Annotated in this window: 18 protein-coding genes; 11 read left to right on the forward strand and 7 right to left on the reverse strand. The window is 38.0% G+C overall.

Features of this window, described 5'->3' with window-relative positions:
• The first annotated feature begins 141 nt into the window (after positions 1–141).
• On the forward strand, positions 142–2,307 hold the full coding sequence (locus tag OZ002_RS01740; RefSeq protein ID WP_002307917.1) for a PTS transporter subunit IIBC: 2,166 nt from the start codon (positions 142–144) through the stop codon (positions 2,305–2,307).
• 549 nt (positions 2,308–2,856) lie between these two features.
• A complete protein-coding gene (locus OZ002_RS01745) occupies positions 2,857–3,690 on the forward strand; it encodes an endonuclease/exonuclease/phosphatase family protein (protein ID WP_325082772.1) in 834 nt (277 codons plus the stop codon).
• A 102-nt stretch (positions 3,691–3,792) separates the two neighbouring features.
• Here OZ002_RS01745 and OZ002_RS01750 read toward each other — a convergent pair whose 3' ends face one another.
• Positions 3,793–5,493 carry a hypothetical protein gene (locus OZ002_RS01750; protein ID WP_016628416.1) on the reverse strand — a complete coding sequence of 567 codons (1,701 nt, stop codon included), beginning with the start codon at positions 5,491–5,493 and terminating at the stop codon, positions 3,793–3,795.
• 875 nt (positions 5,494–6,368) lie between these two features.
• Between OZ002_RS01750 and OZ002_RS01755 the strand changes: the two genes are divergently transcribed.
• Together OZ002_RS01755 and OZ002_RS01760 are read left to right on the forward strand one after the other, a co-directional pair.
• Entirely contained in the window at positions 6,369–7,529 is a 1,161-nt protein-coding gene (locus OZ002_RS01755) for a class C sortase (RefSeq protein WP_002307920.1), read from the forward strand.
• 15 nt (positions 7,530–7,544) lie between these two features.
• Positions 7,545–7,988, forward strand: coding sequence for a GNAT family N-acetyltransferase (locus OZ002_RS01760; RefSeq protein ID WP_104765660.1), 444 nt, complete (start codon positions 7,545–7,547; stop codon positions 7,986–7,988).
• Positions 7,989–8,473: 485 nt separating this feature from the next.
• On the opposite strand, the gene OZ002_RS01765 is transcribed toward OZ002_RS01760, so the two are convergent.
• A complete protein-coding gene (locus tag OZ002_RS01765) occupies positions 8,474–9,004 on the reverse strand; it encodes a phenolic acid decarboxylase (RefSeq protein WP_002286355.1) in 531 nt (176 codons plus the stop codon).
• Positions 9,005–9,108: 104 nt separating this feature from the next.
• On the opposite strand from OZ002_RS01765, the gene OZ002_RS01770 reads away from it, so the two are divergent.
• Positions 9,109–9,660: a PadR family transcriptional regulator gene (locus OZ002_RS01770; RefSeq protein ID WP_156249278.1), complete on the forward strand. Its 552-nt coding sequence runs from the start codon at positions 9,109–9,111 to the stop codon at positions 9,658–9,660.
• A 152-nt stretch (positions 9,661–9,812) separates the two neighbouring features.
• On the opposite strand, the gene OZ002_RS01775 is transcribed toward OZ002_RS01770, so the two are convergent.
• Positions 9,813–10,286 (reverse strand): MerR family transcriptional regulator, encoded by a 474-nt coding sequence (locus tag OZ002_RS01775; RefSeq protein ID WP_002286344.1) that lies wholly within the window; start codon positions 10,284–10,286, stop codon positions 9,813–9,815.
• 137 nt (positions 10,287–10,423) lie between these two features.
• On the opposite strand from OZ002_RS01775, the gene OZ002_RS01780 reads away from it, so the two are divergent.
• The 3 genes from OZ002_RS01780 (at position 10,424) to OZ002_RS01790 (ending at position 13,239) form a co-directional block, all read left to right on the forward strand.
• A complete protein-coding gene (locus OZ002_RS01780) occupies positions 10,424–11,896 on the forward strand; it encodes an MDR family MFS transporter (RefSeq protein ID WP_002293204.1) in 1,473 nt (490 codons plus the stop codon).
• Positions 11,893–12,603 (forward strand): DUF4811 domain-containing protein, encoded by a 711-nt coding sequence (locus tag OZ002_RS01785; protein WP_002286342.1) that lies wholly within the window; start codon positions 11,893–11,895, stop codon positions 12,601–12,603. The genes OZ002_RS01780 and OZ002_RS01785 overlap by 4 nt, the downstream gene beginning before the upstream one ends.
• Positions 12,604–12,954: 351 nt before the next feature.
• The gene (locus OZ002_RS01790; RefSeq protein WP_002286335.1) at positions 12,955–13,239 is read left to right on the forward strand and encodes a DUF1905 domain-containing protein; all 285 of its coding nucleotides are present in this window, start codon (positions 12,955–12,957) and stop codon (positions 13,237–13,239) included.
• Positions 13,240–13,519: 280 nt separating this feature from the next.
• Here the strand turns inward: OZ002_RS01790 and OZ002_RS01795 are convergent, their stop codons facing one another.
• Genes OZ002_RS01795 through OZ002_RS01805 form a run of 3 tightly spaced genes read right to left on the reverse strand, consistent with a single transcriptional unit; the run spans position 13,520 to position 16,047 of the window.
• Positions 13,520–13,939, reverse strand: a complete 420-nt coding sequence (locus tag OZ002_RS01795) for a prenylated flavin chaperone LpdD (RefSeq protein ID WP_002286333.1) — start codon at positions 13,937–13,939, stop codon at positions 13,520–13,522.
• A gap of 1 nt (position 13,940) precedes the next feature.
• On the reverse strand, positions 13,941–14,525 hold the full coding sequence (locus OZ002_RS01800; RefSeq protein WP_002328281.1) for a UbiX family flavin prenyltransferase: 585 nt from the start codon (positions 14,523–14,525) through the stop codon (positions 13,941–13,943).
• Positions 14,526–14,571: 46 nt separating this feature from the next.
• The gene (locus tag OZ002_RS01805) at positions 14,572–16,047 is read right to left on the reverse strand and encodes a UbiD family decarboxylase (protein ID WP_325082779.1); all 1,476 of its coding nucleotides are present in this window, start codon (positions 16,045–16,047) and stop codon (positions 14,572–14,574) included.
• A 188-nt stretch (positions 16,048–16,235) separates the two neighbouring features.
• Here OZ002_RS01805 and OZ002_RS01810 point away from each other — a divergent pair, with 188 nt between their 5' ends.
• The gene (locus OZ002_RS01810) at positions 16,236–16,538 is read left to right on the forward strand and encodes a hypothetical protein (protein ID WP_002286327.1); all 303 of its coding nucleotides are present in this window, start codon (positions 16,236–16,238) and stop codon (positions 16,536–16,538) included.
• Between the two features lie 114 nt (positions 16,539–16,652).
• Here the strand turns inward: OZ002_RS01810 and OZ002_RS01815 are convergent, their stop codons facing one another.
• Entirely contained in the window at positions 16,653–18,989 is a 2,337-nt protein-coding gene (locus OZ002_RS01815; protein WP_002297413.1) for an ABC transporter ATP-binding protein/permease, read from the reverse strand.
• A gap of 141 nt (positions 18,990–19,130) precedes the next feature.
• Between OZ002_RS01815 and OZ002_RS01820 the strand changes: the two genes are divergently transcribed.
• Both OZ002_RS01820 and OZ002_RS01825 read left to right on the forward strand, forming a co-directional pair.
• Positions 19,131–19,799, forward strand: a complete 669-nt coding sequence (locus OZ002_RS01820; RefSeq protein WP_002297412.1) for a response regulator transcription factor — start codon at positions 19,131–19,133, stop codon at positions 19,797–19,799.
• Between the two features lie 2 nt (positions 19,800–19,801).
• On the forward strand, positions 19,802–20,845 hold the full coding sequence (locus OZ002_RS01825; RefSeq protein ID WP_002294614.1) for a HAMP domain-containing sensor histidine kinase: 1,044 nt from the start codon (positions 19,802–19,804) through the stop codon (positions 20,843–20,845).
• Positions 20,846–20,967 lie beyond the last annotated feature (122 nt).

Genomic DNA, 20,967 nt, shown 5'->3' on the forward strand with positions numbered 1-20,967 from the left:
AAAATTATAGAAGGGAACACACGCATTATAGGTTTTCTAGAATGGTATAGACAGAAAAATAAAAAATAAAGCATTTACAAAAAAGAAAACGCACGCTATAATACGTTTAACGAAACCGATTGCGTAAAGGAGCTAAACGGAATGAAAAAGATATTTAGTTTTGAGTTTTGGCAAAAATTTGGAAAGGCTTTAATGGTTGTGGTAGCAGTTATGCCGGCAGCTGGGTTGATGATCAGTATAGGGAAATCAATTCCCTTGATCAATCCTGATTGGACGCCGCTTGTCACAACGGGCGGAGTAATTGAAAATATTGGTTGGGCAATTATTGGTAATCTTCATATTTTATTTGCTTTAGCAATAGGAGGAAGTTGGGCAAAAGAAAGAGCAGGCGGAGCATTTGCAGCTGGGATCTCATTTATTTTGATCAATCGGATCACTGGGGCTATCTTTGGTGTCACAAGTGACATGCTTGCGAATGAAGATGCATTTACCCACACTCTGTTCGGTACGAAGATCATGGTTAAAGGATTTTTTACAAGTGTATTGGAAGCACCAGCTTTGAATATGGGAGTATTCGTAGGGATCATCGCTGGATTTGTCGGGGCAATGGCTTATAATAAGTACTATAATTATAGAAAATTGCCGGATGCTTTGTCATTTTTCAATGGAAAGCGCTTTGTTCCGTTTGTTGTTATCTTATGGTCAACAATCGTGGCATTGATTCTTGCTGTGGTGTGGCCAAACGTACAGGCTGGAATCAATAATTTTGGTTTATGGATCGCAGAATCACAAGAAAGCGCACCGATTCTAGCACCGTTTTTATTTGGAACATTAGAACGTTTACTATTGCCATTTGGATTGCATCATATGCTGACGATTCCTATCAACTATACACAGCTTGGCGGATCGTATGAGATTTTATCAGGCGCACAGGCGGGGACACAAGTATTTGGGCAAGATCCGTTATGGTTGGCTTGGGCCACTGATTTAGTGAATCTTAAAGGTGCAGGGGATATGTCGCAATATGAGTTTGTGTTGCATAACTGGACGCCGGCTCGTTTCAAAGTAGGACAAATGATTGGTTCTTCAGGTATCTTGATGGGAATGGCTTTTGCGATGTATCGTAATGTCGATCCTGATAAGAAAGCAAGATATAAATCAATGTATTTTTCAGCAGCGTTGGCTGTCTTTCTAACAGGTGTAACAGAACCATTGGAGTTCATGTTTATGTTTGCTGCTGTGCCATTATATGTCATTTATTCAGTGATCCAAGGGGCTGCATTTGCGATGGCAGATATCTTGCCATTGCGGGTCCATTCATTTGGGAATATCGAATTGCTGACTCGGACACCGTTAGCTATCAAAGCGGGTTTAGGTGGAGATCTTATCAACTTCGTGTTGTGTGTGATCGCTTTTGGTGTTGTTACGTATTTCTTAGCAAATTTCTTGATCAAAAAATTCAACTTTGCTACACCGGGACGTAACGGAAATTACGACAATGACAGTGAAGAAACCGTTGTATCTAACAGCGGAACAGGAACAGCAGATCAGCAAGTGGTCCAGATCATTCATTTGCTGGGAGGAAAAGAAAATATCAAAGATGTCGATGCTTGTATGACTCGGTTACGCGTAAGTGTAAATGATCGAGAAAAAGTAGGGACTGAAGAAGCCTGGAAACGAGCAGGGGCGATGGGATTGATCGTCAAAGACAATGGAGTCCAAGCAGTTTATGGACCAAAAGCAGATGTCTTGAAATCAGATATCGAAGATCTGCTGCAATCAGGAGCAGAGATTCCAGAGCCAGAAATGGTTTCTACAGGAAATAGACAAGCAGATAGTAAGCAATACTTAGGTATAGAACAAGAACTAGTTTCCGCAGCTTCTGGAGAAGTGATTCCTTTATCTGAAGTAAAAGATCCGGTATTCTCACAAAAAATGATGGGTGACGGCTTTGCTGTTATTCCAACATCAAGAGAAGTTGTTGCGCCGATCGCTGGAAAAGTGACAAGTATTTTCCCAAGCAAACATGCAATTGGGCTGGAAACGAAAGATGGTATCGAAGTTTTGATCCATATGGGAATCGATACAGTCCAAATGAATCAGCCAGCTTTTGAGATTGCTGTCAAAGAAGGCCAAGAAATAGGAACAGGAACGAAATTAGCTGAGATGGATCTTGATGTGATCCAAAACGAAGAAAAAGATCCAACGATCATGATTGTATTTACAAACGATAAAGTAGAAGAAGTAGTGATCAAGCAATTAGGTACAGTGACAGCTGGTAAAGTGATCGGCTCCATTAAAATGTAAGGAGAGGTTGTGAAATCATTGTCCTGACCTGAGTATTAGAGAAACAAAACGAAAAAACAGCTCCTCGTATTTTGCCGTTTTTTGAACTAATACCGAAGGTCAGCTGATTGAACACCATTTATCGAGAGGTTGTGAAAAAGCTGTCCTGCATCAAGTAATAAGAACAGCCAAACAAAAATAGCTCCTCCTATTTTTCGTTTGGTTGGGCTTATTACCGCAGATGCAAGCTTTTGAACACCGTTTAAGGAAGAGGTTGTGAAAACTGCGTTATGCACTGAGTAATAAGAGCGCTAGTCAGAAAATAGCTTTTCATATTTTCTAGGCTAGTGAGCTTATTACCGAGAAGCAGCAGTTTGAATACTGTTTAGTGGAGAGGTCGTGAAAAAGCTGCCCTGCACCAAGTGATAAAAACAGCCAAACAAAAAATAGCTCCTGGTCCATTGAGCTTATTACTGAGGAGTTAGCAGGAGAACACTATTTGCTGGAGAGGTTGTGACAAAAATTTTGTCACAACCCTTTTGTTTCGAAATGAAGACAAGGAGAAAACCAATGAAATTCATGACACTCAACACGCATAGCTGGCTTGAGCCAGAACCAGAGAAAAAATTGCAAGAATTAGCAGATAAGATCCTGTTAGAAGATTATGAAGTGATTGCTTTACAAGAAATCAACCAATTACTGGAATCTGAAGAAGTAGAACCTGCGAAGCTAATGAAGTTCTGTCCGGTAAAGAATCAAGTACCTATCCGTAAAGATAATTTTGCCTACCGTTTAGTTCAGCTTTTAAAGGAACACGGAAAAGAGTATTTTTGGAGTTGGGAAATGAGCCACATCAGTTATGATAAATATGAAGAAGGAAATGCACTGCTTGCGAAAAAAACATTGGAAAGTCAGGTCCTTACCGTCTCCCAATCTCAAAAGAAAGAAGATTATCAGACACGCAAGATCTTGATTGGGAAAACAAAGATAGATGATCAGGACATTTTTGTCTCGAGCTGCCACTTTTCTTGGTGGACAGATAAAAAAAGTGGCTTTTATTTTGAGTGGAAAAACTTGGAAAACTACTTTTTGGAAACTCGCGTACCACTTTTTTTCCTAGGTGATTTCAATAATCCAGTAGACTCTCAAGGTTATTATACTGTAAGAGAAAGTTGCCTTCTTCTTCAAGATTCGTATGTTGTCGCGAATGAAAAAGGAAAAGCAGCTACTGTGGAAAAGAAAATCGATGGTTGGGAACAAAATACAGAAAAATTGCGTATAGATTTTATTTTCGTCTCTGAAGGAATGAAGGTTAAAAAATATCAACGGATTTTTGATGGGATCGATAGTCCAATCATCAGTGATCACTACGGGGTGGAAATCGAATTAGATGTGAACGAATAAAAAATATAACATATAACATAAAAAAACTGATTAAAATAAAACTCTCCAAACGATTATACCGTTTGGAGAGTTTTTTTGATCGGATGCATTTATCCCTTTTGCCTAAGCACGTAAATGCTTGTATCTATGATAAATAAATAAACATAGCAAGGTAAACCAGCCAATCAAAGTAAGAGAAAGAATGAAATAGAAATAGATTGGCGTTTGATAATGAAGCGTGAGCTCGTTGATTCCTTTTTGCTGCTTCACGATTGGGGTCCCGATATCTGTTACTTCATAATCAGTCAATGTTTTTCCATTTTGCTGTAGCACAGTCCGATCGTAGACGATAACAGGGATATGAACAGTTTTGTCCCCAGTGTTTTTCCACTTGATTGTCAAAAGACCGCCTGGATGTGTTTTTATAAAAGTTGTTTCGTTTTCTAGTATTTCTTCGTTATACCGGTCGTATTTATTGTCTTTTGTCTCCTTATAGATTGGCAGATAGTCAGGTGTGGTTTTTTGGAAAACGAACAAGCTGGTAGACATATCTTTGCTGAAGAATGTTTTCCTTGCTTCTTCCGGCGTATCGAATAGATAAGTATGTCGACTGACAAATGTTTCATTTTCCCACTTTTCCAGATGCTGGTATAAGTTCTGGATCGTCTGTGCTGAAAAAATAAGAATGCCAAATATACTTAAAAGACGGAACCACTTTTGTTCAGACCACTGGTTCAGTGAAAGGGCAAGGTAAAGTAGAAGCAATAGCGTAAATGGCACGAAAAATCGAAATGGAAACTGGATCAAACTAATAAAAGGCACATTTTTTTCGATCAATGTCGTCCATGGAATCAAGCTAGTAGAAAGAAAAAAGAAAACAAGACTTGTGTACAACACGATTTTTTGGAATAAGGTGTTCTTTTGTTGAAAGAAAATAAAAAGCAAAAAACCTGATAATATCAATATAGGAAAGGCCTTAGGGTAATGGAGCCAATAACTGCCATCCAGATCTATCGCCTTTTGACTCATTTCTCTGTTAACAAAGGGAGGAAGAATCTTATTCCCACTGTAAACAATAGCTAATCCTGCCCAAATATTTGCTGTCAGAACAAAATAAAGCAAGACCGACTTAATCAGTTGAAGCAGTGCTTTTCCTTTTTCAGTCTGGTTAAAAAAGTAATAAAGATAAAAAGGGATATACATCAAAGCTAACATGATCGAAGACAGTAAATGGATCTGTGTCATAAGTCCCACTGAGACAGCGACTTTGATAACAGGAAACTTTTTATGAAGGACGAAATCAGCAATAGGGATCATACATAAAGGATAAAAACAAGTCCCCCAGCTAGTGAATCCTTGGTTGATAGACCAGTATTGAATAGAATACGTACTCATGAATAAAACGGCTACTGGTACACTTACCCAATTTCGAATATTGACATATCTCAGTAAAATCAGCATAGAAAATCCTGAAATAAGATAAAGAATGAAATTTGAAAGAATTTGATAATGAAACCAGCTACCTGCAAGCAACACGATCAATCCTTGTAAATAAGCGAAAAATGGGCCGTAAACGGCATTCACGATCCTGCCACTTTGCTGGAATCCATAAAGGGAAGGAAAATAATGGAAATCCCCATATTTAATTTGTTGCGCGGCATCATAGAACCGATTGTAATGGAATGGGGCATCAGCACCCAAAATTAGTTTATGTGTGAATAAATGAGGCATGAGAAATGCCAAAGCAATGAAAAAAATTGCTAAAAATGGGCCATATTTTTTCAATTGTCGAACTCCTTTGCAAACTTTAGATAAATTCATCATATATCCTATGCGAGAGGTAGGCAAGAAATTAGAAAATTCATGAAAATATTTATGAATTTTACAAGAAAAACATAAGTGAAAGTTCTAAGGAGAGAGGATGCGACATAAGTTTTGTTGCATCTCCTTGTTTTGAAACAGAATTTTTCTTAATACTCGAAACAAAGTAGCTTTTTCATGACCTTTCGGTAAACGGTGTTCAATCAGCTGCTTCTCGGTAATAAGCTCACTAGCCTAGAAAATATGAGAAGCTATTTTCTGACTAGCGCTCTTATTACTCAAAGCATAACGCAGTTTTCACAACCTCTTCCTTAAACGGTGTTCAATCAGCTGCTTCTCGGTAATAAGCTCACTAGCCTAGAAAATATGAGAAGCTATTTTCTGACTAGCGCTCTTATTCCTCAAAGCATAACGCAGTTTTCACAACCTCTTCCTTAAACGGTGTTCAATCAGCTGCTTCTTGGTAATAAGCTCACTAGCCTAGAAAATATGAAAAGCTATTTTCTGACTAGCGCTCTTATTACTCAAAACATAACGCAGTTTTCACAACCTCTTCCTTAAACGGTGTTCAATCAGCTGCTTCTCGGTAATAAGCTCACTAGCCTAGAAAATATGAGAAGCTATTTTCTGACTAGCGCTCTTATTACTCAAAACATAACACAGTTTTCACAACCTCTTCCTTAAACGGAGTTCAAAAGCTTGCATCTGCGGTAATAAGCCCAACCCAACAAAAAATATGAGTAGCTATTTTTTGGGGCTGTACTTATTACTTGATGCAGGACAGCTTTTTCACAACCTCATCGGCTTTCATTTTCTATTTTTTTCCTGAACCCATATAATAAAAGAAAGAACAAAAAAACTTGCAAGGGAGGACACATGTGAAGCAGAGTAAGCAAAAACAGTCTCGTCGACTTTTGTTTCGTTTGTTTTTATTAATATGTATCGTCGTAGGGTTACTGATCGCTTTATATCCATTTTATGTGGATTCTTTAAATAGTTTTATTGATCAAAAACGTATCGAACAAGTACAAAAACGGACCGCAGCTGAAATTGAAGTGCAGCGAAAGAAAATGGAGGAGAAAAACCAACGATTAACTGACCAAGGATTCAATCCTGGTACTGATCCTTTCAATGAAAAGAACAGAAATGAAAGTACAACATCCAGCCAATTAGAGGAATGGCTGATCGGAAGTATCAATATACCTAAGATCCAATTAAATATTTCACTTTATGATCGGCTCAATGGTAGGATCCTTGAAAATGGAGCAGGCGTCTTGCAAGGAACCTCTTTCCCGCTTGGTGGAAATTCGACGCATTCAGTGATCTCTGCTCACAGCGGTTTACCTAATCGACGGTTATTTACCGAATTAGATCGTTTAGAAAACGGAGACACGTTTATTTTGACTGTTTTGGGGGAGAAATTGGCTTATCAAGTTAAAAATATACAAGTGGTACTGCCAGATGACACGTCTGTTCTAACGATTGCAGAAGGAGAAGACTTAGTTACCTTGCTTACATGTACGCCGTATATGATCAACACGCATCGTTTGCTAGTGACAGGGCATCGGATTCCTTATAACGAATCGGTAAAAAAAGAAGAAGGAAAAGGAAATCAGGAAAGAACCATGCGGCAATGGTTTATTCTTGCAGGAACGATAATAGCTGTAGTCATACTGTTAGTGTTTATCGGACGACTAATCTATCAGTATAGATTAAGTAAAAAAGTGCTTGATTTTTCATTTATTATTAGTGATTCGTCAGGGAAACCGGTAAATGGTAGTTCATTCATTTTGAAACATAAGAAAAAAACACTTACTAGAAATGGTGTGCCGTTTTCAGTACAAAGCGACCATCATGGGAAAGTCAAGCTGGATCAATTGCCTGGTGGGACTTATCGAATCGTTTCAGCTGATGATCCTAAAGTTGCTGTTTCTTTTGGTATTAGAAAAGTAAAACAAGAGAAGATATACTTTTTTGAGGGGCGAAAACTTGTAAAAGAGCTTCAAAAAAATGGTTTTTATTTTAAAATCAATGAATAAGTAAGGAGAGAAAAAATGATCCGCACAACAACAAAATTGTCTACCAAAGAACTGGAATCTGTTCTATCGATTTGGCTACATGCTAACTTGGATTCTCATGAATTCATTCCATCAACTTATTGGGAGAATCAAGTAGAATCTGTTAGGAAAGCTTTACCAGATGCAGTGATTTACTTAGCAGAAATAGATCAAGAAATTATTGGTTTTGCTGGGGTGATTGATCAGTTTATCGCAGGAATCTTTGTGAAAAGGGAATACCGGCAACAAAGAATCGGTACGCAACTAATGAAAAAAATAAAAGAAACCAATAAAACACTGACTTTGACAGTCTATCAAAAAAATCAATCAGCTATTCATTTCTATCTTTCACAAGGTTTTACAATTCAAACACAGCAAAAAGATGAAGCAGTAAATGAGGAGGAACTTGTGATGAAATGGAATCAAAACGCTGATTTTTGATGAACAGAATAACGAAATAATGCTCCCAGCCTAATTTTTTGCTGGGAGCATTATTTCATTTTGAAGTCACTAATTTAACTGTGTGAATATGCAGTTGTTACAATCTTTGATAAACAGTGTTCAAAAGCTTGCATCTGCGGTAATAAGCCCAACCAAACAAAAAATATGAGGAGCTATTTTTATTTGGCTGTTCTTATTACTTGATGCAGAACAGCTTTTTCACAACCTCTGATTCACGGTGTTCCAAAAGTAGCTTCTTCGGAAATAAGCCGAAATTTTACAAAAATTTGAGAAGCAATTTCCGTAAATTCCTTCTTATTTCTTGAAGCTGACCACTTCTGTCACAACCTCTTTCTTAAACGGTGTTCAATCAGCTGACTCTCGGTATTAGCTCAAAAAACGGCAAAACATGAGGAACTATTTTTCCGTTTCTTTCTCTAATACTCAGGTCAGAACGCTGATTTCACAACCTCTCTTTCACAACCTTATTTTACTCGTTTATAATTTTCATCGAAATATTTTCCGCTACGGATATCATCTGGCATTCCATCGTATGGTTCTTCGCTAATAACATCTTCATTGTCTATACCTGCATCACCCATATAAGTGATAGTAGCAAATTCAGGAACAAGTAATTTTGGATAAGTTTCATATTTTTCACGAGCTGCTTCCATTTCTGCGATATGTTCGTTTTGGAAAGTAACAGTGATTTCTGGATGTTCTTCAACCCATTTAGGGAAAAAGATCATTCCGTGAAGTTTCTTTTCATTTGGCATAAAGTCCAATGCAACGTCTGTCCCTGTTGGCTCTGTCCAAGTGATTTTGAATACGCCGTCCGTCAATTTAACGATATCAGCTTCTTGGTCTTTTACCCAACGGCCTTTGACCATTCCGCCATGGATACGGTAATCAACAGTATGGTCATTTTTGGCATACCATTCATATTCCCAACCATTGTCATACGTATAGATAAAGTGAGTTCCAATAAAATCTTCCAATTCTTTAAATTCTTTCATGTTTAAGCATCTCCTTATAAATTAAAACATGTAATAAACTACATGTTTTCAATTACTCATTTATGATAGAATGGATTTAAAGATTTGTCAAGGAGGGAAAACTGATGGCAAGAAAAAATACACTTCGATATATTTTGTTAGGGTTATTAAGTAAGAAGAAGATGACAGGATATGAATTGAATCAATCGTTCAAAAATGAAATAGGAGAATTTTGGCAAGCAAAACATAGTCAGATTTATCCTGAACTTGCAAAAATGGAAGAGCAAGGAATCATTCAGCATCAAGTAGAGATCACAGGTGAAAAATTGGAAAAGAAAGTTTATGAATTAACAGAAGAAGGGAAGGAACAATTGGCAGAGTGGATTCATACACCCACCAATGAAATACCGGTTAATCGAGACGAATTTGTTCTGAAATTGTATTTCGTCAAAGACGTGAATGATCCGGCATTAGTAGAAATTATTCAGCAGCAGCGTGACCTTCATGAAGAAAAACGACTTCATCTATTAGAGCGAAAAAAAACGATCTTTCCTACTGAAAAAGAAAAACATGAAAATTACGGACACTACCTGATTTTAGCGCATGCGATCAATCGGGAAACAGAATATGCAAATTGGCTAACAGATGTATTAGAAGAAAGTAACCGAAAAAAATAAAAAAATATCCGAACAGTGATGGAGAATTCCTTTCTATATGAAAGAAACGCAGATCACCGTTCGGATATTCTTATGTTCAAACAGGCCTTTTTTCAAGTATTTATGTAGCATCTACTTATTAAAAAGCTTGGTACTTAGGAGATTAGTGGCGTTTAGAGTTCTTTTAACAGCTGTTCGTAGTCAGCTTTTTCATCGACAGGAAGGAGCTTGTAAGTTAATTCGTCTGTCTCGTTGTCATGAATGATGTACATCTTAGCATTCTCTTCTTTGAAGTTACCGATTTGTAAAATCGTATAGCGTTCGTCGATCAATTCGATATCTTTGATTGCTTTTGAAAAAACTTTACGGACATGGTGCATTTTCTTTTGGCGGATTTCTGCCTTTTCTGCAGCTTTTGACAAAGTAAATCCGTCATCTAAATATTTTTTGATCAGTTCTACTTTTATGACTGTAGGTAAACGATATTTTCTAGGACAATTCGCATCAGCTTCGATCGAACGAATGAATCCCTTTTGTTCCCAATACCTTAATTGACGTGGAGACACACCTACGATATCACTTAATTCACTGATGCCAACAACCAATTGATCATTTTCCAACAAACGTTTAAGGGAAGCCCCAACCATTTTTGTCACTCCTTTTGTCCTCTTGCTTCCCTTAATTATATCCGTATTAACTTATGTGTCAAGTAGGTTGACAAATAGCGAATTTAGGACTAAAGTATTCTAGTAGTTTCAGAAAAAATTCAGAAAGAAGGAGAAATATGAGTAACAACCAACCCGTAGATATTTACGGAAAACCATATAATCGGACACTTTTAGTTGTTGTCTTATTAATTGGTACATTTTGTACCGTTTTGAATCAGACCTTATTGACGACAGCTTTTCCTACATTGATGAAAGCTTTCGATATTTCAGCGTCTGATGTGCAATGGTTAACGACTGGTTTCTTGCTAGTCAACGGGATCATGATCCCAATAACAGCATGGCTGATCAATAAATTCAGTTCAAGAAATTTATATCTTTCTGCCATGACGATCTTTTTGATCGGAACAATTACTTGCTTTACAGCACCTAATTTTAGTACATTACTAATCGGTCGCTTGATCCAAGCTTGCGGTGTGGGAGTATCGATGCCATTATTGCAAAATATCATGCTATCTATTTTCCCGCCAGAAAAAAGAGGATCAGCAATGGGGATGTCAGGGATCGTTATTGGACTTGCTCCTGCTTTAGGCCCTACATTATCTGGTTATATCATTGATAACTACCATTGGCGTGACTTGTTTGGTATGGTACTGCCAATCGTTGTTCTTGTCTTGGTTTTAGCATTCTTCCTAATGAAAAGTGTTATTCCATTGTCAAATCCTAGCATTGATATTTTATCCGCTATTTTATCAACGATTGGATTCGGTAGTTTACTTTACGGATTTTCTAGTGTAGGAGATGACGGCTGGGGAAGCTTGAAAGTAATTGGTTTCTTAGTTGTTGGTGTGATTTTCATCGCCTTGTTCTCATGGCGTCAATTACATTTGGAACATCCATTCTTGGAACTTCGCGTATTCAAATCATCTACATTCACGATTGCCGCTGTTTTAGCTGGTGTAACAAATATGGCGATGGTAGGGGCAGAAATGGTCGTACCATTGTATATTCAAAATATTCGTGGAGAATCAGCATTCCATTCTGGCTTGATGTTGTTGCCGGGTGCATTGATCATGGGGGCTATGATGCCTGTTACGGGTGCGATTTTCGATAAATATGGCGCGAAACGTTTAGCCATCACAGGGATGTTCATTTTGACAGCCGCAACTGCACCATTTGCTTTCTTGACAAAAACGACTCCAGTTTTATATATCGTGATCCTTTATGCGATCCGTATGTTTGGGATCTCCATGGTCATGATGCCGGTAACGACTTCTGGTATGAATGCATTGCCAAATAACTTGATCAGTCACGGGACAGCGGTAAATAATACATTCCGTCAAATCGCAAGCTCGATTGGTACAGCTATTTTGATCAGTGTGTTGACGAATGTGACAAAAGCAAATATCCCAAGCAAATCTGTATTGGATAATACACCATTAGCTTATAAAGATCAGGCAATCAATGCCACACTGTCAGGTTACCATGCCGCGTTTATCGTAGCGATCATCTTTGGGATCCTTGGCTTTATTATTGCCTTTTTATTGAAGAAAAAAGAACCTGTTCTAACGAAAGCGGGGGATAATGCATGATTATTGGAGTTTTGATTGTCAGCTTGCTTGCTTTTGCTTTAACGAACGTGTTCGCTAAAAAAACATGGCAAACCTTTTTATCTTTGATTTTCGGACTAATCTTCGTCGCTTCACTAAGTTTGATCGTCGCTAATTTGTCCAATCACTTTGGAATGGAAAAAGTAACGGAAACAAAAACAGAAAAAATTGTTTCCAGTGCTGATTCCCAAGGAGCAGATATGCTTTTGTATAAAGCTTTAGGGAATGGAAAAGAAAAAGTGTATCTTTACCGAACAAATGAAAAACAAGAAAAACCAAAAGCAACTGGTACGGATAACGAAACAAATAAAGTAGAAAAGACAGACGGCGATGCTGAAAAAGTGACGAAAACTACTTATTGGGAATACAAAAACGACATGTATAAATTCTGGTTCAATATTGCTGATAACAATCACGAATATGACAGCCGAGTGAATACATTCAAAATCCCAGAGACATGGGTAGAATTAAGTACGGACCAAGCAGCCAAGTTAGCTGAATTAGTGAAGAAACAGCAAAGTACGATGGAAAGTGAAGCAAAAGCTTATGTTCAAGACGGTATGGTAAAAGCAATGACTGAAAATCCAAAAATGAGCAAAGCAGAGCAAGAACAACGTACGAAAGCCTTAGCTGCTGAATTCCAACAACAAGCATTCGCAAAATTAGTGAAAGAAGCAAAAGGCGAATAATATTTTGAACACCGTGTAGGAGGTTGTGAAAAAGCTGCTCTGCATCAAGCAGTAAGAACAATCAGATAAAAATAGTACTCCATATTTTTCATCTGATTGGGCTTAGTGCCGTAGATGCAAGCTTTTGAACACCGTTTAAGGAAGAGGTTGTGAGCCTGCCGTTTAACTCTGAGTCACAAGGAGCAATTTCAAAAAACAGCTTCTCATGTTTGTTGAATATTGTGACTTGTGACCGAGGAGTTGGCAGGAGAACACCGTTTATTCGAAAAAAGGAACTGCGACAAGACTTTTGTCACAGTTCCTTCTTTTTTTTGCTATGCTATACTAGATGTAAAAAATAGGAGAAATAAAATGAGGGAAATTTATTCTTTTGAATCAAAAATCTATGCTTCCGAAGTCGGCAAGGGCGGGGCATATATTATTTTTCCGTATGATATAAGAAAAGAATTCGGCGCTGGAAGAGTTAAAGTCCAAGCAACTTTTGACAATGTGCCGTATGAAGGCAGTATCGTGAATATGGGTGTGAAAAATCCAGATGGTTCAGTCTGCTACATCCTTGGACTACGAAAAGATATTCGTAAAAACATCGGAAAAGAAATCGGTGATATTGTAGCAGTTACAGTGAAGCAAAAATAAAAGAGGTTGTGACAAAAGACGTGTCACAACCTCTTGATAAACGGTGTTCAAAAGCCAGTTTCTCGGTAGTAAGTCAAATTTATGTAAAAATGTGGAACCCCATGTTTACAAAATTTTTCTTGCTACTCGAAACGAAGCGTCTTTATCACAACCTCTTGATAAACGGCGTTCAATCAGCTGTCCCTCGGTATTAGCTCAAAAACGGCAAAATATGAGAAGCTATTTTTCCATTTTTTTCTCTCATACTCAGGTCATAACGCTGATTTCACAACCTCTTCTTTCATAATGGTTTTTCACCATCTTTATAATAAACTGGTTCTTTGATATGGAAATCTATTTTTTCCAACCAATCTAAAATCTTGTAACCTAACTCTTCTGACATCGGAAAAGAGGCGTTGATTTGTGCATTGGAGATATGGTCAACATGGATACCGGAAGTGATCGTACAACTTCCCGGAACGGCAGTTTTGATGATCACAGCTATTTTTTCGGCTAAGACATCGTCTTTATGGAACCGACCATCGTGGCTAGGGAAACGTACAGTTTGCATCTCTGTATCACGAGAAAATGTAGTGACTGTTCCGATATGTGGTGTATCTCCGCCTGTTAAAGTGATCAATAAATCTTTACCGATTACTTTAACAGCAGCTTGGATCGTGAAACCTAGTTTGGTTACTTCAACTATCGTTTCTTTTTCCATATTAATCACCCTGCCAACGTTTTGAATGCTCATTTACAATTCCAAATTGATCCAAAAGTTTCATTGTATGGTGATTAACAAGATCTTGGATCGTTTGAGGCTGATTATAAAAAGCAGGAATTGGTGGTATGATTTGCACACCTAGTCGTGCTAATTTAGTCAAGTTTTCCAAGTGAATGGCATTTAATGGCGTTTCACGAGGAACAATGACTAACTTTCGTTGCTCCTTCATTGTTACATCAGCAGCACGTGCAATAAGATTGTCGCCTAAACCAACAGAGATACCTGCGACTGTTTTCATACTTGCCGGTACGATGATCATTCCATCGGTCAAAAATGATCCGCTGGCGACAGCAGCACCTAAATCTTTGTTTGAATAATGGTAATCAAACAGGCTTTCGAATTCATTTAGTGATAAGTCGGATTCCAGCTTTAAGTTCTGTTTTGCCCATGGACTGATGATTCCGTGTGTTTCTACCATCGGATATTCTTTTAGTTTCTTCACTAGGTTGATGGCATAAATGGTGCCTGAAGCGCCACTTACACCAATCACGATTTTTTTCTTCCGTTGTGCCAATTGTTCCATTTTCCGCACTCCTTTTTATGATGTCAAAACAGTTGCAGATCATTCATTATTTCAAATATTTTTCCCAATCTTCTACTTCTTGGAATTTTGCACGTACAAAATGTTCTTTCATATCGAAAGGAACTGTACCGTCAAAGATAGTTTTTGCACTCATCCCACGGAAACGAATAGAGCCAGGATTATATTCTGGTAATTCTGATGGGTCCAATGGATGGTTCCTCATTCCTGGGATCACGATGATATCTTTATCTCCTTGGAAACGAGTGTTGAAAGTCCAAACTACATCGTTCATGTCGAAAATATCAACATCTTCATCGACTAAAATGACTGTCTTCAATTCTTTGAAGGCTGATAAAGCAAGAATAGCTGCTTGACGCTGAATACCTTCATCCGCTTCGTTTTCTTTACGGATTTGCATGATGGTCATCAATTTACCACCACCTGCAGGAGGATTGTAGACATTTACTACTTTTCCTGGAATAGCTTTATCGACCAAGGCAAGAATACTTGCTTCTGTAGGAATACCGGCCATAGATACGTGTTCTTCACTGGGACCAATCGTTGTTTGCATGATTGGATTGTCTTTTCGGTGAGTAACTGCTTTGACTTTCACTACTTGTACAGCTGGATTAGCATCCCCAGTATAGCCAGGAAATTCTGGCATTGCTTTTCCTGAGTTCGTGTTGATATCTTCTTGCATTGTTTCATTTGGCATGATTTCTGCTTCAATAATGAATTCAGCACGAGCAATACCCACTTCATCGACTGCTACACCATCAACGATTTGAATAGGTTCGTTACGCAAAGCTCCTGCACACCATAGTTCGTTGTAGCCAAGTGGAGTGGTAGGTGGTTCGAAAGTCGTACCAATGGCAATTGCTGGATCTAAACCAATATTGATAGTGATAGGCATTGGTTTATTCAATGCTTCAAATTGTTTTTGGAAGTGACCAATGTGGCGCCCACCAGGCATGATGTACATACCGATCGTATCTTTGTCTTCTAGAACCATACGATGGATCGTTACATCGCTCATTGTTTTTTCTGGATCTGATCCTAAAACTACACCCATCGTGATGTATGGACCTGCATCTTCAGGAGTATTTGTAGGTGCAGGCAAAATGTTGCGAATATCGAAGTCTGCATCGGTAGCTAGATGAACGACTTCTTGTGCTGGAGCATCTGCTTTGTCTACTTTCACAGGTTTGATTGGATTTTCTACAGCGTCTTTCAAGAAACGACCAAGTGTTCGATAATCATGGTGCAAAATTTCACCTACACGTTTACGACTAGCCATTGTTCCGATGTTCACACGTGTGCCGGGGAAACCTTCGATATTGTTGAAAGTCATAGCTGGTCCTTCTTGAGTCGGACGTTTTACTGTACCGCCAGCACCGATATAACGGTAAACACCAGATAATTCTGCTTCAGGATCGATTTCAATATCTGTTTCGTGATATTGACCTGGAAGTGTTTTTAGTTCTTCGATGACTTTTCTTAAATCATACGGTTGATCTGTCATGAGAGATTCCTCCTTAGTTGTCTTTACCTATCTATAGTAAAAGGTGAAAAAGAGGAAAACAATTCAACTTGTTCGGTAAAGTATTCTACAATGGAATGGATGCGTTTTTTTGATAATAGAATAAACTATGATATACTTATCACTAAAAGAAAGCGCATACTTAGTGTTGGAGGAAGGAAAGTGAAAAAATGGAGGAGTCATTTCCTAAAGCAGTAAAAGTGGAAAATATAGCGAATATTTTGAAAGTTACATTTGAAAACGGAGAAGTAAAATACGTGAAATCTCATTGGACAGAAGAGATAACCGATGCCTTGCAATTTGGAAAAAAAGGAAGAGGAAAAAGAAAAAATCTTCTCGCACTTTCTCGTAATATGTGGATTGGGACTGAAGTAACGATTGAAGCAGATGGAACAGTATTCATAAATGGAAAAGACAGGTATACGCCAGAAGAGTTGTGGTACAAAGGAAAGAAAAGTATACCAGAATTATAAAAAATAATTAAAAAAAACAGCGCGAAACAAGGAACATATTACTTCCTCGTTTCTTGCTGTTTTCTACTATTTCAGCGCTCTTATGACTCAAATCTAAATGTGGTTGTCACAACCTTATTCTGCACGCAAAGCGATAGCGGCGTCTTTTTTCGCTGCCATTCGTGCAGGAAGATGACCGCCAAGCATCGTCAATATAGTAGAGACGATCACTAGAATAATCGCATGGACAGGATTTAGTTGAGCAACATTTTTTAGATCCGTCATGTTGTATAAGATGCTATTGATAGGGAACGTAGCTAGCCATGCAATAAACACACCTAATATCCCAGAAGAAATACCTAAAATACACGTTTCTGCGTCAAATACGCGAGTGATGTCTTTTTTACGTGCACCTAAAGCTTTTAGTACACCGATTTCTTTTGTCCGTTCAATCACAGATGTATAAGTAATGATACTGATCATGATCATACTTGTTACTAAAGAGATCCCTGCAAAAGCAATAAGGACATAAGTGATAGCATCCATCAATCCGCCAGTCAGTTCAGTCATCGTTCCAGCTAAATCAGTATAAATGATTTTATCTTCATCTGATTTGCCTTTATTGTAATCATCTAGATAATCCAAGATCTTTTCTTTGTCTTCAAAATTGTTCGGATAAATCATGATACTTGAAGGCAAGCTGTCTCCACCTAAATAACTAAGCAATGTTTGTTTGGCATTTTCGTCAACTTTTTCAGTAGTTAAGACATTTACATCACTGTCTCTTTGAGCTTTGACGATTTCTGATTCTTTGTTTTCGTTGACGATTTGAGTCGTTAATTGATCGCTATAAGCGATTCCTGGAGATAAGAGATTCATTGTAGAAGAAGATTTCACGCGTAGGATCCCCGAGATCTTCAATTCATCAGAAGCATTCTGATACATCGCATCATAATCTGTATTAGGGATAAAATTCCCAGTTGGAAGTTTTGTATAGTAAGTATTGTTGTTTACTAATTTGAATGTTGTACCAACGATATCATCAAAATCAAGTTTTTCGTCTTCTTTCACATCAAATCCAAGATTCTTCAATGCGTTGATATTAGTATTATTATTGCCGTCTACGATCAGCACGACATCTGTTGCTGAGGCTGGATAACTTCCGGCAAGTAAAGAATAATTGTCTTTTAAAAAGTTTTCTTTGCTAGTGTCAAGCTGTGTAGGGAAACTTGACACTCCCACACCTGTCATTGCTGACATCGTACTAGATAAAGAAAGAGATTCCGTATCAGGATTTTGATTCGAGAAGCTGACAGGCTGTACTTTGCCATTTACATCACGTAAAAGATTGATTCCTGTAGTACGGGTAAATCCGATATTATTACTTAAGTTAGGATCGATGTCTGTTACGTAATCGACGTATGTTTGATCAATCTTATTCGTGTGCTGTGCTTTATCTTCTTCGCTGACTTTTGCAGTAATCGTTTTGCTGTCTGGATAATCCGCTTTGCTTGCACCCAATCCGGCATCGTCACGAGTCTGGTTAGTCGTTACCTTAGAAATAGTAATCGGAAATTTCGCCATCGTTTCAGCTTGCGTGTTATCGATTTGTTTTTGGAATCCAGAAGAAAGGGACAGAACGATCGCGATTCCGATGATCCCAATACTGGAAGCAAAGGAGGTCAAGAAAGTACGTCCTTTTTTTGTTCGGATATTGTTGAAGGAAAGCTTTAACGCTGTCCAAAAACTCATCTTTGTTCTACGTAAGTTAAATTGATCATCTTTTGGTCGTTCGATGTGAGGATGGGAATCTGTTAAGATCTTACCATCAGAAAATTCAATGATCCGATCTGCGTATTGATGGGCCAGTTCAGGATTATGTGTGACCATGATCACTAATTTTTCTTTCGATAACTCTTGGATCAATTCCATGATCTGGATACTTGTTTCTGTATCTAACGCTCCGGTTGGTTCATCGCACAAAAGGATATCTGGGTCATTGGCTAGTGCTCGAGCGATGGCCACTCGCTGCATTTGTCCACCAGATAACTGATTTGGCTTTTTATGCATATGATCTGTCAAGCCGACCCGGTGCAATGCATCTTCTGCCCGTTTTCGTTTTTCGTCTTTAGAAACACCACTTAATGTCATCCCAAGTTCAACGTTTTCAATAATGCCTAGATGACCAATCAAGTTGTAACTTTGAAAAATGAAACCGATAGAGTTGTTTCGGTAGGCATCCCAGTCACTGTCCTTAAAGTCTTTAGTAGACTTTCCGTTGATTACCATATCACCGGAATCATAATTATCTAGTCCACCAATCACATTCAGCATAGTCGTTTTACCAGAACCACTAGGACCTAAAATCGCTACGAATTCTTTTTGTCTGAAAGCGACAGACACACCATCCAATGCTTTGGTGGTGGTTTCGCCGACTTTATAATATTTTTTTATATCTTTTAATTGAAGCATAATCACCCTTCTCCCGTATTGAAATATTCGGTATACTAATAAGTATATCAGAACAATGATCGTAGTATACGAAATAAATGTTAACTGAAGATGAACTACAAGAAAAAATCTAGAAATTTTTCAAAAAACAGAGGGAGATCAATGAATCGTATTTTAGTAGTAGAAGATGATCCGCAATTACAGTTGCTTTACCGTTCTGTGTTGGAACGAGCGGGCTTTTCAGTCATCACCGCACTGAATGGAGAGGATGCGCTGAAAAAACTAGAAGCGACACATATAGAATTGATCATTACAGATGTCATGATGCCTGAAATGGATGGCTATGACTTGGTAGGATCATTACGTAACGCCAGATTCGACATGCCAGTTCTGATGATTACAGCAAAGGCTGATTTCGAGGACAAGAAACGTGGGTTCAAATTAGGTGCAGATGATTATATGACAAAACCCATCGATGTCAATGAAATGATCCTGCGTGTGGAAGCATTGCTTCGACGTTCAAAAATCAATTACAGCAGTATCTTGACGATTGGGCAAACAAAATTAGAGCTGGATACTTATACTGTGGTACAAAATCAGCATTCTTTTATTCTGCCTCAAAAAGAATTTCTGCTTCTGTATAAATTACTGTCTTATCCAAACAAGATTTTCACTCGCCAGCAGTTGATGGACGATATTTGGGGATTAGACACGAATACAGAAGAACGAACGATCGATGTACATATCAAACGTTTAAGGACCCGTTTTGAAAAGACAGAAGATTTTCAAATCATCACAGTACGGGGACTAGGCTATAAGGCGGTTATTTAAAGATGAAAAAGAAGCTATTTTCACAATTATGGATCTATTTTGCTAGTATCGTATTTATTTCGATCTTAGTAACACTGCTGTGTTTTCTTGGTTTTATTTTCTTATTGTCTCGACATTCTATCTCGCCTGCTGAATCGGCTGGAAAACCAACGTTATACCCGTTATTCGTCTTTGCGGGGTTCAGTATGGTCGTGGGTACAGGAATATCGATTTTTGTTGGGCGGCGTATCCTGCATCCAATCAGTGCGCTAGGGACAAATATGAGTCTGGTAGCAACGGGAGATTTTTCGATTCGAATGGATGAACAGCAGAAAGTAGCAGAAGTACAGCAACTGTATAAGGATTTCAATGTTATGGTCCAAGAACTCAATAGTATCGAAACATTGAGGAATGATTTTGTGTCCAGTGTATCCCATGAATTCAAAACACCATTAGCAACGATCCAAGGATATGTACAATTGTTACAAGCCCCAAATCTCTCTGACGAAGAACGCCAAATATTTTTATATCGGATTATCGAAAGTATCACGCAGCTTTCACAATTAACAGAGAACATCTTAAAATTGAACAAACTGGAAAACCAGCGTATCCAACTGGAAAAGAAAGAGTATCGATTAGATGAACAAATCAGAGAAGTAATCGTTTTTTTGCAGCCTAAATGGGAAAAAGAACAGCTAGAATTGGATATCGAACTTGCTGCAGTAAATTACACAGGCAATGAAGAGTTTTTGTACCAAGTGTGGTTGAATATCATGGATAACGCCATAAAGTACAATCAAATCAATGGACAGATTCATATAAAACTATTTGAGACAGCCACAGAGATTGTACTGGAAGTGACCGATTCAGGTGTAGGAATGAATGAAGAGACCAGAGATCGAATGTTTGAAAAATTTTATCAAGGAGATACAAGTCGTCAAATTTCTGGGAATGGGCTAGGACTTTCACTGGTTAAAAAAATTCTAGAACTGCATGATGGACGTATTGATTATAGCAGCATCGAAGGAGTAGGAACGACAGCAATGATACGGTTAAGTAAACAATAGGAAAAAGAATAAAACCCCTAAAAATTCTATTGAAGGTTTTTAGGGGTTTTTAGTCGTTTTTTTGTGATTAGGGAAATGTTCTTACGGTTCTTTTGGCATAAAAATCGCTGCTTTCTTATTGA

It is taken from the genome of Enterococcus sp. E4-150 (assembly GCF_035726465.1).
Lineage (GTDB): Bacteria > Bacillota > Bacilli > Lactobacillales > Enterococcaceae > Enterococcus_B > Enterococcus_B faecium.

What these genes read in the sequence shown, in the direction of transcription:
- OZ002_RS01810 (WP_002286327.1), top strand. Translation starts at nt 16,236, where the DNA reads ATGGAGGAGTCATTTCCTAAAGCAGTAAAAGTGGAAAATATAGCGAAT.
- OZ002_RS01740 (WP_002307917.1), top strand. Translation starts at nt 142, where the DNA reads ATGAAAAAGATATTTAGTTTTGAGTTTTGGCAAAAATTTGGAAAGGCT.
- OZ002_RS01760 (WP_104765660.1), top strand. Translation starts at nt 7,545, where the DNA reads ATGATCCGCACAACAACAAAATTGTCTACCAAAGAACTGGAATCTGTT.
- OZ002_RS01815 (WP_002297413.1), bottom strand. Translation starts at nt 18,989, where the DNA reads ATGCTTCAATTAAAAGATATAAAAAAATATTATAAAGTCGGCGAAACC.
- OZ002_RS01820 (WP_002297412.1), top strand. Translation starts at nt 19,131, where the DNA reads ATGAATCGTATTTTAGTAGTAGAAGATGATCCGCAATTACAGTTGCTT.
- OZ002_RS01765 (WP_002286355.1), bottom strand. Translation starts at nt 9,004, where the DNA reads ATGAAAGAATTTAAAGAATTGGAAGATTTTATTGGAACTCACTTTATC.
- OZ002_RS01790 (WP_002286335.1), top strand. Translation starts at nt 12,955, where the DNA reads ATGAGGGAAATTTATTCTTTTGAATCAAAAATCTATGCTTCCGAAGTC.
- OZ002_RS01825 (WP_002294614.1), top strand. Translation starts at nt 19,802, where the DNA reads ATGAAAAAGAAGCTATTTTCACAATTATGGATCTATTTTGCTAGTATC.
- OZ002_RS01780 (WP_002293204.1), top strand. Translation starts at nt 10,424, where the DNA reads ATGAGTAACAACCAACCCGTAGATATTTACGGAAAACCATATAATCGG.
- OZ002_RS01750 (WP_016628416.1), bottom strand. Translation starts at nt 5,493, where the DNA reads ATGATGAATTTATCTAAAGTTTGCAAAGGAGTTCGACAATTGAAAAAA.
- OZ002_RS01745 (WP_325082772.1), top strand. Translation starts at nt 2,857, where the DNA reads ATGAAATTCATGACACTCAACACGCATAGCTGGCTTGAGCCAGAACCA.
- OZ002_RS01800 (WP_002328281.1), bottom strand. Translation starts at nt 14,525, where the DNA reads ATGGAACAATTGGCACAACGGAAGAAAAAAATCGTGATTGGTGTAAGT.
- OZ002_RS01770 (WP_156249278.1), top strand. Translation starts at nt 9,109, where the DNA reads ATGGCAAGAAAAAATACACTTCGATATATTTTGTTAGGGTTATTAAGT.
- OZ002_RS01795 (WP_002286333.1), bottom strand. Translation starts at nt 13,939, where the DNA reads ATGGAAAAAGAAACGATAGTTGAAGTAACCAAACTAGGTTTCACGATC.
- OZ002_RS01785 (WP_002286342.1), top strand. Translation starts at nt 11,893, where the DNA reads ATGATTATTGGAGTTTTGATTGTCAGCTTGCTTGCTTTTGCTTTAACG.
- OZ002_RS01805 (WP_325082779.1), bottom strand. Translation starts at nt 16,047, where the DNA reads ATGACAGATCAACCGTATGATTTAAGAAAAGTCATCGAAGAACTAAAA.
- OZ002_RS01775 (WP_002286344.1), bottom strand. Translation starts at nt 10,286, where the DNA reads ATGGTTGGGGCTTCCCTTAAACGTTTGTTGGAAAATGATCAATTGGTT.